The sequence below is a fragment of the Streptomyces sp. NPDC031497 genome, assembly GCF_055580905.1.
This window is the reverse complement of record NZ_JBVIKO010000002.1, coordinates 104,247-118,109: the sequence shown is the minus strand read 5'-3', so window position 1 is coordinate 118,109 and position 13,863 is coordinate 104,247. Positions and strand designations below refer to the sequence as shown.

Below are 13,863 nucleotides of genomic sequence, written 5' to 3'. Positions count from 1 at the left end.
GGCCGTCACTGGATCTTGATCCGATCGCAGCGGAACCCCTGCCCATGAATACGCCGGGGGAATCGGTTCGGTTCCGGAGGGGTGAACCGGTTGTGTTCGGGGCGCGGGCGGGTGGGGGCCGAACGCGCAGTTCCCCGCGCCCCTGAAGGGGCGCTGCCCCAGCCGTAACCATCCAGCTGCCCCCCCGCCCGGGCCCCGGGTCACCCCTCGAAGTACGACCGCACCCTCCCCTGCACAGCCACCCCCGCCCCCACCGCGTCCAGCCCCAGCAGCGCCGCCCCCAGTACCGGCCGCGCCGTCACCACTCTCGGTACCGCCTTGGGCGCACGCGCCGTCAGCAGCTCCCGTACGCCGTCGTCCAGTTGCGGGTGACCGCCCGTCAGCACGCCGCCTCCCAGCAGCACCGGCGTCTCCTCGTCCAGCAGGTCGAGGCGGGTCAGGGCGACCGTGGCCATCGTCGCGACCTCCTGGGCCAGCCGGTCCACCACCGAGCGGGCGATCGGGTCGCCGTCGGCCGCCGTCGCGAACAGCACCGGCGTCAGCTCGTGCCGACGGCCGTACTCGACGTGCTCCAGGTGCAGCGCCTCGATCAGCGCGTACATGGACGTCAGCCCGAAGTGCGCCGGGAGGGTGTCGGCCAGGGCCGTCGGCCCGCCGCGGCCGTCCTCCGCCCGCGCCGCGTGCCAGAGCGCCTCCTCGGCCAGTCCCCAACCGCCGCCCCAGTCACCGGAGATACGCCCTATCGCGGGGAACCGGGCGGTACGGCCGTCGGGGCGCATGCCGACGCAGTTGATGCCCGCCCCGCACACCACGGCCACGCCCCGGGGCTCGGCCACGCCCGCCCGCAGGATCGCGAAGGTGTCGTTGCGGACGGTCACCGAACCGCCCCACTCGCGGGCGGCCAGCGCGGCCGCCAACTGCTCCTCCTCCACCGGCAGATCGGCGTTGGCCAGGCACGCGAAGACATGGGCGACCGAGGTGACGCCGGCGGCGGTGTACGCCTCGGCGACCGCCGCCGCCACCTCGTCCACGGCCTGCTCCACGCCCACCACCGGCGGCCGGAAGCCGCCGCCGCGGGCGGTGGCGAGGACCTCGCCGTCCGCCGCCACCACCGCGACGTCGGTCTTGCTGTTGCCCGCGTCGATGGCGAGGACACTTGCGGTCAGGCCCACGCGAGGTGCTCCCGGTTGTGCGCGATCAGTCGGTCGGTCAGGGCCTCGGCGTACTCGTACTGGCCGACGAGGGGATGCGAGAGAAGGGCCTTGTAGACGCGGTCGCGGCCGCCGCGCAGCGCCGCCTCCAGCGCCAGCTCCTCGTACGCCGTCACGTTCGCCACCAGGCCGGCGAAGAGCGGGTCGGCGTCCGGGACGGACAGCGGCACGGGTCCGCCCGCGCCGACCGCCGCCTGCACCTCGATCACCGCGTCGTCGGGGAGGAAGGGGAGCGTGCCGCCGTTGTAGGTGTTCACCACCTGGTAGGGGTTTCCGGCACCGCCCAGCAGCGCCGCCGCCAGGTCCACCGCCGCCTCCGAGTAGTACGCGCCGCCCCGCTTGGCGAGCAGCTCCGGCTTCTCGTCGAGCGCCGGGTCGCCGTACATCTCCAGCAGCTGCTTCTCCATCGCGGCCACTTCGGCGGCGCGGGACGGCTTGGTGCGCAGCTCCCGTACGACCTCGTCGTGCGCGTAGTAGTAGCGCAGGTAGTAGGACGGGATGACACCGCCCAGGCGGTCGAGGAGGGCCGCCGGCAGCTTCAGGTCGGCGGCGATGACGTCGCCGTGTTCCCCGAGCAGCTTGGGCAGCACGTTCTCGCCCTCGGGGCCGCCGAGGCGGACCGCCGTCTCCCAGGTGAGGTGGTTGAGGCCGAGGTGGTCCAGGTGGATCTCGGACGGCGTGACACCGAGCAGGTTCGCGAACTTCCGCTGGAAGCCGATCGCCACGTTGCACAGCCCGACCGCCCGGTGCCCGGCCTGCAGCAGGGCGCGGGTGACGATCCCCACCGGGTTGGTGAAGTCGATGATCCAGGCGTTCGGGTTGGCCCGGCGGACGCGTTCGGCGATGTCCAGGACGACGGGGACGGTCCGCAGGGCCTTGGCGAGGCCGCCGGCGCCGGTCGTCTCCTGGCCGATGCAGCCGCACTCCAGCGGCCAGGTCTCGTCCTGCTGCCGGGCCGCCTGACCGCCGACGCGCAGCTGGAGCAGCACCGCGTCGGCGCCCTCGACACCGGCGTCCAGGTCGGAGGTGGTGACGATACGGCCGTCGTGGCCCTGCTTGGCGAAGATACGGCGGGCCAGTCCGCCCACCAGTTCCAGGCGTTCGGCGGCCGGGTCCACCAGGACCAGTTCCTCGATGGGCAGGGTGTCCCTGAGCCGCGCGAAGCCGTCGATGAGTTCGGGGGTGTAGGTCGAGCCTCCGCCGACCACAGTGAGTTTCATACGTGGTTAACCCTTCACTCCGGTGAGCGTGACGCCCTCGACGAACGCCTTCTGGGCGAAGAAGAACACGAGGATCACGGGGGCCATGACCAGTACGGTCGCGGCCATGGTGAGATTCCAGTCGGTGTGATGCATGCCCTTGAACGACTCCAGGCCGTAGGACAGCGTCCAGGCGCCCGGGTTCTCCGAGGCGTAGATCTGGGGTCCGAAGTAGTCGTTCCAGGCGTAGAAGAACTGGAAGAGGGCCACGGCGGCGATTCCCGGTTTCGCCATCGGGACCACCACCCGCAGCAGGGTCCGCAGATCCCCGCAGCCGTCCACCTTCGCCGCGTCCAGGTACTCGTTCGGGATCGTCATCAGGAACTGGCGCAGCAGGAAGATGGAGAACGCGTCGCCGAACGCCATCGGCACGATCAGCGGCCACAGGGTGCCGGACAGACCGAGCTGCTTCGCCCAGAACAGGTACATCGGGATGATGACCACCTGCGGTGGCAGCATCATCATCGAGATCACCAGCATCAGCGAGAGATTGCGGCCCCGGAAGCGGAACTTCGCGAGCGCGTACGCCACCGGCAGCGAGGAGACGACGGTCAGGAGGGTGCCCAGACCGGCGTAGAACAGCGTGTTCTTCCACCAGGTCAGGAAGCCGGGGGTGTCGAAGACCTTGCGGTAGTTGCCCCACTCCCAGGTGTGCGGGATCAGGTCCCGGCTGAGCGCCTGGCTGTCGCTCATCAGCGAGGTCAGGAAGACGAACACGAAGGGGAGGGTGAAGAAGAGGGCGGCGGCGATACCGAGGGAGTGGACCGCCACCCAGTGCAGCAACGCCTTGCGGCGGGCGGTGCGTTCGGCCGACGTCATCGGCTGCGGGGTCACGTCCACCGGCCGGTCCAGTACCTGGGCCATGTTCAGTCACCTGCCTGGATGAGACCGCCCCGGCGCCGCATCAGGAACGCGGTGAACACCATGGACAGGACGAAGAGGACGAGGGCGACGACACACGCGGAGCCGTAGTCGAAGCGCTGGAAACCGAGGTTGTAGACGAGCTGGGGCAGGGTGAGCGTCGACTTCTCCGGATAACCGGGCTCGAACTGCGTACCCGCGCCCTGGATGACACCCGAGGCGACCTTCCCGGCGATGAGCGGCTGGGTGTAGTACTGCATCGTCTGGATGACACCCGTGACGACCGCGAACATCACGATCGGTGAGATGTTCGGCAGCGTCACGAACCGGAAACGCTGCCATGCCGACGCGCCGTCCAGTTCCGCCGCCTCGTACTGCTCCGCCGGTACGTCGAGCAGCGCGGCCATGAAGATGACCATCAGGTCGCCGATGCCCCACAGCGCCAGCAGGGTCAGCGCCGGCTTGGACCAGGTGGGGTCGTTGAACCAGCCCGGAGCCGGGATGCCGATCTTCTCCAGGATCGAGTTGACCGGGCCCGTACCGGGGTTGAGGAGGAAGGCGAAGGCCATGGTGGCCGCGACCGGCGGGGCCAGGTAGGGCAGGTAGAAGAGGGTGCGGAAGACACCCGTACCCGTCTTGATCTTCGTGATGAGCATGCCGATGCCGAGGCCGAAGACGACCCGGAGCGAGACCATCACGACCACGAGCCACAGGGTGTTGCGCATCGCGGGCCAGAAGTAAGGATAGTGCTCGAAGACGTACGTCCAGTTCTTCGTGCCGTTCCACGTCGGCGGTTTGAAACCGTCGTAGTGCATGAACGAGAAATAGACCGTCGAGATCAGCGGATACGCGAAGAAGACCGCGAAGCCGATCAGCCAGGGCGACATGAAGGCGAGACTGCGCAGCGCCGACTTCCGGCGCTTCGACGCCAAGGTGATGGTGCTCATCGCTACTTCGCCTGCGCGATGTCCGTGTCGATCTGCGCGGCGGCCTGCTTCAGGCCCGCCTTCAGGTCGGTGACCTTGCCGCTCTCGTAGTCGTAACCGAGCTCCTGGATCGTCGTCAGGTACACACCGCCGTTGACGGAGGCGGGTGCTGTCGTGGAGTCCGGGTTCGCGGCGATGTCCAGGAACGTCTTGAACCGCGGGTCGTACTTCAGCTTCGGCGACTTCAGGGCGGCCAGCGTGGAGGGCACGTTGTGGATGGCGTTGGAGAAGTCCACCACCGCGTCCGTGTCGGTGCTGATGTACTTCACGAACTCCCAGGCCGCGTTCTGCTTCTTGCTGGTGGCGGCGATGCCGGCGATGGTGCCGGTGATGTAGCCCTTGCCGTACTGGGCTGCCTGGTCGTCGGGGACCGGCATCGGGGCGACGCCTATGTCGAACTTCGGCTTGGCGTCCAGGGCCATGCCTAGGCGCCACTCACCGTCGAGCTGCATGGCGACCTGGCCGGTCTGGAAGGGGTGCTTGGGGCCCCATTCGTCGCCGAGCGTGGCCCGGAACGTCTCCAGCTTCTTGTAGCCGCCCAGCGTGTCGACGAGGTCCTTCTGGAGCGTGAAGGACTTCTCGAAGGCCGGGTCCTTGGCGACGTTCGACTTGCCCTGGCTGTCGAAGTACGTCGGCGAGAACTGCCCGAGGTAGTGCTCGGTCGTGGTCTCCCAGCCGTGGTAGTCCGGCATGAAACCGAGCTGCTTGTAGCTGTCGCCCTGGGTGATCGTCAGTTTCTTGGCGTCGGCCTTGAATTCGGACCAGGTCTTCGGCGGGCTGGTGATGCCGGCCTTCTTGAACGCCGTCTTGTTGTAGTAGAGCCCGTACGCGTCCCCGAGCAGCGGCACCGAGCAGCGGTTGCCGTCGAACTGGGTGTACTCGTTCATCGCCTTCGGGAACGTCGTCTCAGGGTCGACGCCCGACTTCTTGAAGAAGGGGTTGAGGTCGACCAGCGCGCCCGAGTCGCAGAACTTGCCCACGCTGTTGGTGGTGAAGGACGAGATGACGTCCGGGGCCTTGTCGCCGCCGGTGCGCAGCGCCTGGTTCATCTTGTCGTCGGTCATGTTGCCGACGACGTTGACGTGGATGTTGGGGTGCGCCTTCTCGAAGCCGGCGATCAGCGCGTTGACGGCCTTGACCTCGCTCGGCGCGCTCCAGGCGTGCCAGAAGTTGATGGTGGTGTTCGCGGAGGCGTTGTCGGTGGCGCCGGAGGAGGACTGGCCGGTACAGGCGGTGAGAAGGGCGAGCGAACCGGTCAGGGCGGTCAGGGCAAAAGCCGTCTTTCGGGCAGCGGAGGGCATGGGCATGGCAGGGTCTCCCAAGGGCGGGCGGTCAGGGAAGGGGCCGGTGCGGGGCTGAAGGGGGCCGGTGCGGGGGTCGAGAGGGGCCGGTGCGGGGCTGGTACGGGTCAGCGCGAGGTGTCGAAGACCTCGTCGCGGGTGGTCGCGAGCGCACTCTCCAGTGCGCCGCGCAGCACGGGGTGTTCCTGGACGTCGCCGACGACGAGCCGTGGCCGGGCGGCCGCCAGTTCCTCCAGCTCGGCCTGGACCAGGGCGCGCAGCACTTCGCCGCCGGAGGTCAGGACGGTGCCGCTGAGGACGACGAGTTCGGGGTCGAGGACGGAGACGAGGGAGGCCAGACCGGTGGCGAGGCGGGTCGCGTAGGTCCGCAGGAGTTCGTGGTGCGGGCCGCTGCCGTGATCGGCGGCGCGGGCGACGAGCGCGGCGGCCACCTCGGAGTGCGACCCGGCCGGCAGGTCCCCGATGCCGAGCTCGCCGGCCAGCCGGGGCAGCGACTGCGCACCGGCGAGTTCCTGGTAACCGCCGCTGTTGGCCTTGGTGACCTGACGGACCAGCGGGGTGCCCGGTACCGGCAGGAAGCCGACCTCGCCGGCGCCGCCGGTCCAGCCGCGGTGCAGCCGGCCGCCGAGGACCAGGGCGGCGCCGAGGCCCTCCTCGTTCCACAGCAGCACGAAGTCGCCGTGGCCGCGGGCCGCGCCGAGCCGCTGTTCGGCGATGGCGACGAGGTTGACGTCGTTCTCGTACTCGACCGGCATCGGCAGGGCGGCGGCGAGGTCGTCGAGCAGTGCGGGGGAGTGCCAGCCGGGCAGGTGCGAGGCGTAGCGCAGCCGGCCGGTGTTGGGGTCGAAGGCGCCGGGTGTGCCGATGACCAGCCGGTGGACGTCGTCCCGGGCCAGCCCGGCCGCCTTCACGGCACCGTCGAGGGCGTCGGTGACCTGCCGTACGACCGACTGGGCCGACCGTCGCCCCGGGGTGGGCAGTTCGTACTCGCCGACGGTACGGCCGGTGACGTCGGCGACGGCGGCCCGGATCCGGGCCGGGTTGACGTCGAGTCCCGCGGCGTGGGCGGCGCCCGGATTCACCGAGTACAGCTGGGCGTTGGGGCCCGGCCGGCCCTCGCTGGTGCCGGTCGCCAGCACCAGCCCGGCCGCCTCCAGGCGGGCCAGCAGCTGGGAGGCGGTGGGCTTGGAGAGGCCGGTGAGCTTGCCGAGCCGGGTCCGCGACAGGGGGCCGTGCTCCAGCAGCAGGTCCAGTGCGGCGCGGTCGTTCATGGCGCGGAGTACGCGCGGGGTGCCCGGCGTACCGGCGGTTCCTGCCATGCGGTTCGACACCTGCCTTTCCAGCCGCTCAGTTTCCCAGTGACCTGGGTGATCGGTCCACCCGGGTGAGCCGCCCGGATCACTCGCCCGGAACACTCGCCCGGATCACCCGCACGGACGGCTCACCGGAGCACTCACCGGATCGCTCATCCGTTGATCACTGTTAGGAAAGTTTCCTGTTGGCTGGAAAACGTAGGGGGCCGGAAGGAGAGCGTCAATAGCGCGCCTGGGCGGCAACCCACTCGTTACCTGGGCCCGGACACGCGAAGGGCCCGCCCGGAAGACCGGACGGGCCCTGTGGCGAAGCGACCGCAGGTGCTACTTGACCTTGATGAAGTCACCCGTGGCCGTCGCGGCCGCGGTGGTCGTCGTACCCGCGAAGACGTAGCGGTAGTAGCCGCTCTTCGACGCCTTCACCGTGGTGGACAGGGCGCCGCCGGTGCCGGAGGTGATGCCCTTGACGTTCGTGTACGTCTTGCCGCCCTCGGGGCGGAACTGCAGGACGGCCTTCTGTCCCTGGTAGCCCTTGTACGCGGCCGCGTCCCAGTCCGCCCGGGTCAGCTTGCCCTTGACGGTGATCGTCTTGCCCTTGGCCACCGGCTCCGGGGAGGCGTCGGCGGTCAGCTTGGCCGCGCGCTGCACCTTGGCGGTGCCGAGGTTGCCCCAGATCGCGCTGGCCAAGTTGGAGCCGATGAAGTCGTCCGAGACGGTGCTGTCGAAGTAGCTGTAGAAGCCGCCGGCCTTCCAGGTGGTGGCGTCGGCGGCCTCGAACAGGCCGTCCTCCGGGTCGATGACGATCTTCTCGGAGCAGCTCGCGGTGACGGTCGTGTCCGTCGTCGCCGTCGTCGTGCAGGTGGGCAGGTCGTCGTCGGGGCCGACGATGTTCTGCAACGACTTCAGGGTGCCGCGGTAGAGGATCACGCCGGCGAACGACGAGTCGTCGTTCACGTTCACGTCCACGGGCCGGGTCAGGGTGTACGTCACCGGCACGCTCACCGACTTGGTGGTGCCGACCACGATCGCCTTGCCGTTGTTCACCGTGATGTCGGTGAACTTCAGGTCGGGCGTGCTCGTGGCCGCGGAGGCGGCGGGCGCCGCGAGACCGGCCAGGGCCAGGGCGCCGGACAGGGCGGCGCCTATGGCGAGCTTTCTCATGTATCCCCACATTCGCAACGGGTCCCCGGGCGACTTCGCGCTCCAGAACAAGGTCCCGTGGTGGAGTGACCCTAGATCACCGTGTGACGCGCGGAGAATGCGGGGGACCTGTGAAGAGCATCTGAATCCGGCCAGGCCCCGCTCCGTGATCAGGATTCCGTCAGGATCTTCGTCGCCCCTGGTCAAGCGGGCCCTCCCAGCGGCTTCCTGCTCTTGGATCCCGACACCGAGCAGGAGACGGCGACTGAATACGATCCCTCGAGGAGGGTCGGCCGCTCAGTCGCCGCGGAAGGGGGCCGTGTCGAGGGTGGGGTAGGGCGCCGGGAGGGGGAGCGGGTCGCCGAGGCTCACCTTCTCGTCGGTCTTGTAGTAGGCCTCGGTGGGCTCGTCGCCGGGGAGGACGGGGTCGGTGTGGCAGTGGGCGGTCTTCGTGTGGCGGTCGATGAGGACGTAGACCGGGATGCCGACTGCGGCATACGTGGCCAGCTTGGCGCCGGTGTCGACCGCGTGATTGGTTGACGTGACCTCGCCGACGAGGGCGATCATGTCGATGGGGTACCAGCCTTTGTGGGCTTTGCGGTAGGCCTCGTCGAGTTCCGTCGGGGTGCGTCGCAGCACGTAGAAGTCCGGGATCACGAGGGCCATGGTGCTGCCGTCCTGGTGCGCGCCCCGATAGCCGTTGCCCATACCGGCCAAGTCGAGCCCCGCCGTGAAGAACTGGACGGCGAGCTGGAAGGCGCCGGAATTGTGCTGGTTGTTCGGTTGCGGCGGCACGATGACCGTCCCCTCGACGTACTCGGGTCGAATCGGCGCCACCGACGCCTCCTCGATCGCGATCAACAGATCGATGGGGTCCTGCTCCGTCATGACCGTCTCCATGATCGGTTCGGCGCTCATCCCTGGTTCTCCTCACGCTGCAGCCAGGCTAAGCCTCTGTCGGGCGCCCCGGCAGAACGATGGGGCACCCCGCACGTCGTGAGACGCCGGAATGCCCCACCGTTCACTCGAACGAGTGTGCTGAACCGTTCCGCTACTTCCCGGCCGTCGTCCCTCGCTGCGCCGCGATCGGGGCCGTCGCCGCCACCTGCGGCGAGTCCGCGTTGGAGAACACCGACGGTGCCGCCACGGCCGCCGTCGGGTCCGGGGTCTCGTCCTCCGAGACCGCGACCGGCACCCCGCCGACGATCCGGATGTCCGCCTCGTCGAAGGCCCGCTTGATCCGCCAGCGCAGCTCGCGCTCCACGGTCAGCGCCTTGCCCGGCATGGTCTTGGCGGAGAGGCGGACCACCATCGAGTCGATGAGGACGGAGTCCAGGCCGAGGATCTGGATCGGGCCCCACAGCAGCTCGTTCCAGGGCTCCTCCTTGGCCATCTTCTCGGCGACCTCGTCCAGGGTGGCCCGCACCCGGTCCAGGTCCTCGCTGGTCCGGACGGTGACGTCGACGCCGGCCGTGGCCCAGCCCTGCGAGAGGTTGCCGATGCGCTTGATCTCGCCGTTGCGGACGTACCAGATCTCGCCGCTGTCGCCGCGCAGCTTGGTCACCCGCAGGCCGACCTCGACCACCTCGCCGGAGGCGACCCCCGCGTCGATCGAGTCGCCGACGCCGTACTGGTCCTCCAGGATCATGAAGACGCCCGACAGGAAGTCGGTGACCAGGTTGCGGGCGCCGAAACCGATCGCCACACCGGCCACACCGGCCGACGCCAGCAGCGGCGCCAGGTTGATCTGGAACGCCGACAGCACCGTCAGCGCGGCCGTGCCCAGGATCACGAAGCTCGCCACCGACCGCAGCACGGACCCGATCGCCTGCGAGCGCTGCCGCCGCCGCTCGGCGTTGACCAGCAGCCCGCCGAGAGTGGTGCCCTCCGCCGACTCGACGGTCCGGTTCATCCGGTCGATGAGCTTGGTTATCGCCCGCAGCACGACCCTTCTGAGGACCACCGCGATCACCAGGATCAGCAGTACCTTCAGACCTATCGCCAGCCATGTCGACCAGTTCTGCTCGACCCAGCTCGCGGCGTTCGTGGCGCTCTCCTGGGCGTCCTGGAGCGTGGGCACCGCAGGGGTGGCCGACCCCGAGGGGGTCGGCGACGGCGACGCACCGGCGGCCAGTAGGACGGCGGGCAAGGACACGGCGGGTACCTCCAGGCGGTGCGGTACTGCCCTCCGGCACGGCGTTCACGGTCACGTACGGCGTTCAAGGTCACGAAAAGGTCACCGGACGGGCAGGATCACCACACTAACGGGGCATCGTGTGTGCGCCCGACCGATACGAGAAGGAGAGACCGTGCTCACTTCGCGGGCCTCCCGGTTGAACAGGCTCGCTTGAAAAGGGGGGTATCCGGGGGATGAATGCGGTGTGGTCGAAAACACTCCCAGGCCGTTACGCGGACATGGTGGCGCGTCCACCAGCCAAGAGGGGAGACTGACCACAGATCGTCCCGGCGCGAGCCACGCGCCGCCGACGCCCAAGGAGGCCCCCGTGCCGCATGTCCTGGTCCTCAACGCGTCGTACGAGCCGCTCGGCGTCGTACCGCTCCGCCGCGCGCTCGTCCTCGTCCTGGAGAACAAGGCAGTCGCCTTGGAGGAATCCGGCGCCTATATGCACAGCGCAACCGTCACAGTCCCCGCACCCAGCGTGGTCCGGCTCAAGCGATTCGTCCGGGTTCCCTACCGAGGGCCCGTTCCGCTCACCCGAAGGGCGCTCTTCGCGCGCGACGGGGGCCGGTGCATGTACTGCGGTGGCGTCGCAACCAGCGTCGACCACGTCATCCCGCGCAGTCGCGGGGGTCAGCACGTCTGGGACAACGTGGTCGCGTCGTGCCGTCGCTGCAACCACGTCAAGGCCGACCGCCATCTCTTCGAGATCGGCTGGCGGTTGCGGCACAAACCAGCCCCACCCACCGGCCTGGCCTGGCGCATCATCGGGACCGGCCATAGGGACCCGCGCTGGCTGCCCTACTTGCAGCCGTACGGCGCGGACGACGCCATGGCCCGGATCGACGGCATCTCCGCCTGACGACCCGGGCCTTCGCATACCCGGGCGCCCGGGTGCTCCGGCGTCCGGGGGTCCCCTGTGCCCCCGGAGGCCGGTGTCATCCCGCGGTCACGCGTAGCGCAGCTCCGCGGGACGCACCGAGCGGTGCAACAGCGGGAGCGCGGTGGCCGCCGCCAGCAGACAGGCGCCGTAGACCGCGAGCGGAACCAGCAGGGCCGGGTACGGCACGGCCGGCAAGGTGTACGTCGTGGCGATGGAGGCGTACCAGACGCCGACGGCCATGCCGCCCGTGCCCGCCACCAGGACCGCCGGGGCCAGCGGCAGCGCGGTCTCCAGGAGCAGCGCCCGGCCCAGCACGCCGCGAGGCACTCCGGCGGCGGCCTGCGCGGCCAGGCCCCGGCGCCGGGTGGCCAGCGACTCGGCGGTGCCGACGGCGAGACCGGACAGGACGATCGCCAGGGCGACGAGGATCGCGGCAGCCGTGAGGTCCAGACCCGTCGTGTAGTACGTGAGGTCCGTGCCGAGGTGGTCCGCCCGGTCCATGGCGTGCAGAACCGCGAGCAGCACCTGCCGCACCCCCACGAATCCGGTGCCCACGACGGTCACCAGCAGGACGGCCGCGTGCGTGCGGGCCGCCGCCCACGGGTCGTCGCGCAGCCGTTCCGCCGCGATCAGCAGCGCCGGGCTCTGCGCACGCGCGGCGAGCACCCGCCCCAGCCACCGGGACGACCAGCCCGCCAGCCACACCGCCGAGACGCCGACCAGCAGACAGGCGGCGAACACCGTGAGCGGGCCGAGAGCGAGCCCGACGTGGGGGAACGCGAAGGAATCGCCGACGAGCGCGGTCAGCGCGACCGACACCGCCAGTACGGTCAGCGACCCGGTCGCCACCCGGAACGCCCGCCCCGGACCCCTGGTGGGCCGCGCCCGTCGGATCCAGCCCAGCGGCGAGGCCACCACCCTGCGCAGTGCCAGAGCGCTCACGGCCGCGCCCAGCACCGGCACCAGCACGGCCACCACGGCGATGCCGGCCCAGGCCAGTGGATCGGAACCGTGCCACAGACGCAGCAGGGACAGCACGGAGAACACGGTGGCCACGGCCGAGCCGGCCAGGCAGGCCAGCCCCGACTCCAGCGCCGCGATCCGCCGCACCTGCACGGGCGTGGCACCCGCCAGCCGCAGCGCGGCCAGCCGCCGGTCGCGGTGCACCGCGCCGACCCGCGCGCACTGCCCGAGGAACCCGAACACCGGGATGAACAGCAGCATCAGCGCGGTGATCACTCCGTCGCGCGTTCCCGGCTGGTCCAGCAGCCCGGAACCGACCGGGACGCGGTACTGCCCGTCCATCGGGGCGAGGACCGCGATCACCAGCCCGATGCCCGTGGCCAGCGCCGCCCCGATCGCCGTCAGCAGGACCCGCCACCACTCCCGTCGGTCCGACCCCCGGGTGAGCAGCAGCGCCAGTCGCAGCTCGGCCCTCACGCCGCCACCCCCGCAGTCGCCACGGTCCCGTCGCTCAGCCGCACCTCGCGGTCCGCGTACGCCGCGACCTGGGCGTCGTGAGTGATCAGCAGCACGGCCGTGCCCGACTCGCGGGCCGTGTGCACCAGCGACGTCATCACCTGCTCGCTCGCCAGCGAGTCCAGCGCCCCCGTCGGTTCGTCCGCGAAGACCACCTTCGGGCCGGTCACCAGCGCTCGTGCCAGAGCGGTCCGCTGTGCCTGGCCGCCGCTCATCTCGCCCGGCCGCAGCTCCTCCTGTCCGCGCACCCCGAACCGCTCCAGCCACTCGCCGGCCCGTGCCCGGGCCTCGGTGCGGGCCGATCCGGCCAGCATCAGCGGCAGCGCCACGTTGTCGAGGGCGGTCAGTTCCGGGATCAGCTGCCCGAACTGGAAGACCACGCCGAAGTCGGAGCGCCGCAGCTCGCTCAGCCGCTTCTCCGGCAGCCGGTCGAGCCGCAGCCCGTCGTAGGCCACCGAGCCCGCGTCCGGTCGCACGATCCCGGCCAGACAGTGCAGCAGCGTGGACTTGCCGCTGCCGCTGGCCCCCGTCACGGCGAGGATCTCGCCGGCGCGCAACTCGACACAGGCGCCGCGCAGCGCCTCTGCCCTGCCGTGCGCCTTGACGAGGTCCCGGCCCGCCAGAAGCGGCACCGAGGAGTCCCCCTGGTTGCTCATACTGCGTCGACCTCCGCGGTCAGAGTGGTCAGCCGGGCCGCCGTGGTGTTCATCCAGCGGAGGTCGGCATCGAGGTGGTTGAGGGCGTAGTCCGCCGAGAGCACGGTCGCCAGGTCGGCGCCCGGGGCCGTCTTCACGGCCGTGAGCTCACGCATCCGCTCCATGTGCGCGGTGCGCTGGGCGCCCAGGTAGGCGGCCGGATCACCGCCGGCCAGGATCGAGACGACGACCTTGGCGAAGATCTCGTTCGCCACGAAGGGCGCGGGCGGCGCGATCTCCCCGGCCCAGCGGGCCAGTTCACGTGCCCCGTCGTCCGTCGACCGGTACAGCGTCCGCTCCGGCCCCCCGTCGGCGTCGGTCCCTTCGAGCTCGGCGAGACCGTCACGGACCAGGCGTTGCAGGGTCGTGTACACCTGCCCGTAGGCCAGCGGACGGGCCTGCGGAAAGCGTTCGTCGTGGCGCCGCTTGAGGTCGTAGCCATGACTCGGCCCTGCCTCCAGCAGCCCCAGAAGGATGTGCCGGGTGCTCATGGGGATCAGTATGCACTGGATACATGTACTGAGTGAATAGTGATCGCTGAGAATCCGCCTCGAAG

General features: G+C 70.1%; 13 protein-coding genes. 1 reads left to right on the top strand and 12 read right to left on the bottom strand.

Features of this window, described 5'->3' with window-relative positions; genetic code table 11:
* Positions 1–200: 200 nt before the first annotated feature.
* The 9 genes from ACZ5K7_RS03810 to ACZ5K7_RS03770 form a co-directional block, all read right to left on the bottom strand.
* Entirely contained in the window at positions 201–1,172 is a 972-nt protein-coding gene (locus ACZ5K7_RS03810) for an N-acetylglucosamine kinase (RefSeq protein ID WP_468910069.1), read from the bottom strand.
* The gene (locus ACZ5K7_RS03805) at positions 1,163–2,431 is read right to left on the bottom strand and encodes a 6-phospho-beta-glucosidase (protein WP_351690967.1); all 1,269 of its coding nucleotides are present in this window, start codon (positions 2,429–2,431) and stop codon (positions 1,163–1,165) included. The genes ACZ5K7_RS03810 and ACZ5K7_RS03805 overlap by 10 nt, the downstream gene beginning before the upstream one ends.
* A 6-nt stretch (positions 2,432–2,437) precedes the next feature.
* A complete protein-coding gene (locus ACZ5K7_RS03800; RefSeq protein ID WP_468910066.1) occupies positions 2,438–3,334 on the bottom strand; it encodes a carbohydrate ABC transporter permease in 897 nt (298 codons plus the stop codon).
* A gap of 2 nt (positions 3,335–3,336) precedes the next feature.
* On the bottom strand, positions 3,337–4,278 hold the full coding sequence (locus ACZ5K7_RS03795) for a carbohydrate ABC transporter permease (protein ID WP_468910064.1): 942 nt from the start codon (positions 4,276–4,278) through the stop codon (positions 3,337–3,339).
* A 2-nt stretch (positions 4,279–4,280) separates the two neighbouring features.
* Complete coding sequence (locus tag ACZ5K7_RS03790; protein ID WP_468910887.1) at positions 4,281–5,618, bottom strand: ABC transporter substrate-binding protein; 1,338 nt, start codon at positions 5,616–5,618, stop codon at positions 4,281–4,283.
* Between the two features lie 107 nt (positions 5,619–5,725).
* The gene (locus ACZ5K7_RS03785; RefSeq protein ID WP_468910061.1) at positions 5,726–6,937 is read right to left on the bottom strand and encodes an ROK family transcriptional regulator; all 1,212 of its coding nucleotides are present in this window, start codon (positions 6,935–6,937) and stop codon (positions 5,726–5,728) included.
* 318 nt (positions 6,938–7,255) lie between these two features.
* On the bottom strand, positions 7,256–8,092 hold the full coding sequence (locus ACZ5K7_RS03780) for a hypothetical protein (protein WP_468910058.1): 837 nt from the start codon (positions 8,090–8,092) through the stop codon (positions 7,256–7,258).
* Positions 8,093–8,368: 276 nt separating this feature from the next.
* A complete protein-coding gene (locus ACZ5K7_RS03775; protein ID WP_351690977.1) occupies positions 8,369–8,989 on the bottom strand; it encodes a Uma2 family endonuclease in 621 nt (206 codons plus the stop codon).
* 133 nt (positions 8,990–9,122) lie between these two features.
* Positions 9,123–10,226, bottom strand: coding sequence for a mechanosensitive ion channel family protein (locus ACZ5K7_RS03770; RefSeq protein WP_351690979.1), 1,104 nt, complete (start codon positions 10,224–10,226; stop codon positions 9,123–9,125).
* 349 nt (positions 10,227–10,575) lie between these two features.
* Here ACZ5K7_RS03770 and ACZ5K7_RS03765 point away from each other — a divergent pair, with 349 nt between their 5' ends.
* Positions 10,576–11,112, top strand: coding sequence for an HNH endonuclease (locus tag ACZ5K7_RS03765; RefSeq protein ID WP_351690980.1), 537 nt, complete (start codon positions 10,576–10,578; stop codon positions 11,110–11,112).
* An 87-nt stretch (positions 11,113–11,199) separates the two neighbouring features.
* Here the strand turns inward: ACZ5K7_RS03765 and ACZ5K7_RS03760 are convergent, their stop codons facing one another.
* The 3 genes from ACZ5K7_RS03760 to ACZ5K7_RS03750 are packed head-to-tail and all read right to left on the bottom strand — an operon-like array spanning position 11,200 to position 13,798.
* Positions 11,200–12,573 (bottom strand): ABC transporter permease, encoded by a 1,374-nt coding sequence (locus ACZ5K7_RS03760; protein WP_468910052.1) that lies wholly within the window; start codon positions 12,571–12,573, stop codon positions 11,200–11,202.
* Entirely contained in the window at positions 12,570–13,268 is a 699-nt protein-coding gene (locus ACZ5K7_RS03755; RefSeq protein ID WP_351690984.1) for an ABC transporter ATP-binding protein, read from the bottom strand. The genes ACZ5K7_RS03760 and ACZ5K7_RS03755 overlap by 4 nt, the downstream gene beginning before the upstream one ends.
* Positions 13,265–13,798, bottom strand: coding sequence for a PadR family transcriptional regulator (locus tag ACZ5K7_RS03750; protein ID WP_351690986.1), 534 nt, complete (start codon positions 13,796–13,798; stop codon positions 13,265–13,267). Before ACZ5K7_RS03750 ends, ACZ5K7_RS03755 begins: the two co-directional genes overlap by 4 nt.
* Positions 13,799–13,863: the final 65 nt, after the last annotated feature.

What these genes read in the sequence shown, in the direction of transcription:
- ACZ5K7_RS03805 (WP_351690967.1), bottom strand. Translation starts at nt 2,431, where the DNA reads ATGAAACTCACTGTGGTCGGCGGAGGCTCGACCTACACCCCCGAACTC.
- ACZ5K7_RS03800 (WP_468910066.1), bottom strand. Translation starts at nt 3,334, where the DNA reads ATGGCCCAGGTACTGGACCGGCCGGTGGACGTGACCCCGCAGCCGATG.
- ACZ5K7_RS03795 (WP_468910064.1), bottom strand. Translation starts at nt 4,278, where the DNA reads ATGAGCACCATCACCTTGGCGTCGAAGCGCCGGAAGTCGGCGCTGCGC.
- ACZ5K7_RS03790 (WP_468910887.1), bottom strand. Translation starts at nt 5,618, where the DNA reads ATGCCCTCCGCTGCCCGAAAGACGGCTTTTGCCCTGACCGCCCTGACC.
- ACZ5K7_RS03785 (WP_468910061.1), bottom strand. Translation starts at nt 6,937, where the DNA reads ATGGCAGGAACCGCCGGTACGCCGGGCACCCCGCGCGTACTCCGCGCC.
- ACZ5K7_RS03780 (WP_468910058.1), bottom strand. Translation starts at nt 8,092, where the DNA reads ATGAGAAAGCTCGCCATAGGCGCCGCCCTGTCCGGCGCCCTGGCCCTG.
- ACZ5K7_RS03775 (WP_351690977.1), bottom strand. Translation starts at nt 8,989, where the DNA reads ATGAGCGCCGAACCGATCATGGAGACGGTCATGACGGAGCAGGACCCC.
- ACZ5K7_RS03755 (WP_351690984.1), bottom strand. Translation starts at nt 13,268, where the DNA reads ATGAGCAACCAGGGGGACTCCTCGGTGCCGCTTCTGGCGGGCCGGGAC.
- ACZ5K7_RS03750 (WP_351690986.1), bottom strand. Translation starts at nt 13,798, where the DNA reads ATGAGCACCCGGCACATCCTTCTGGGGCTGCTGGAGGCAGGGCCGAGT.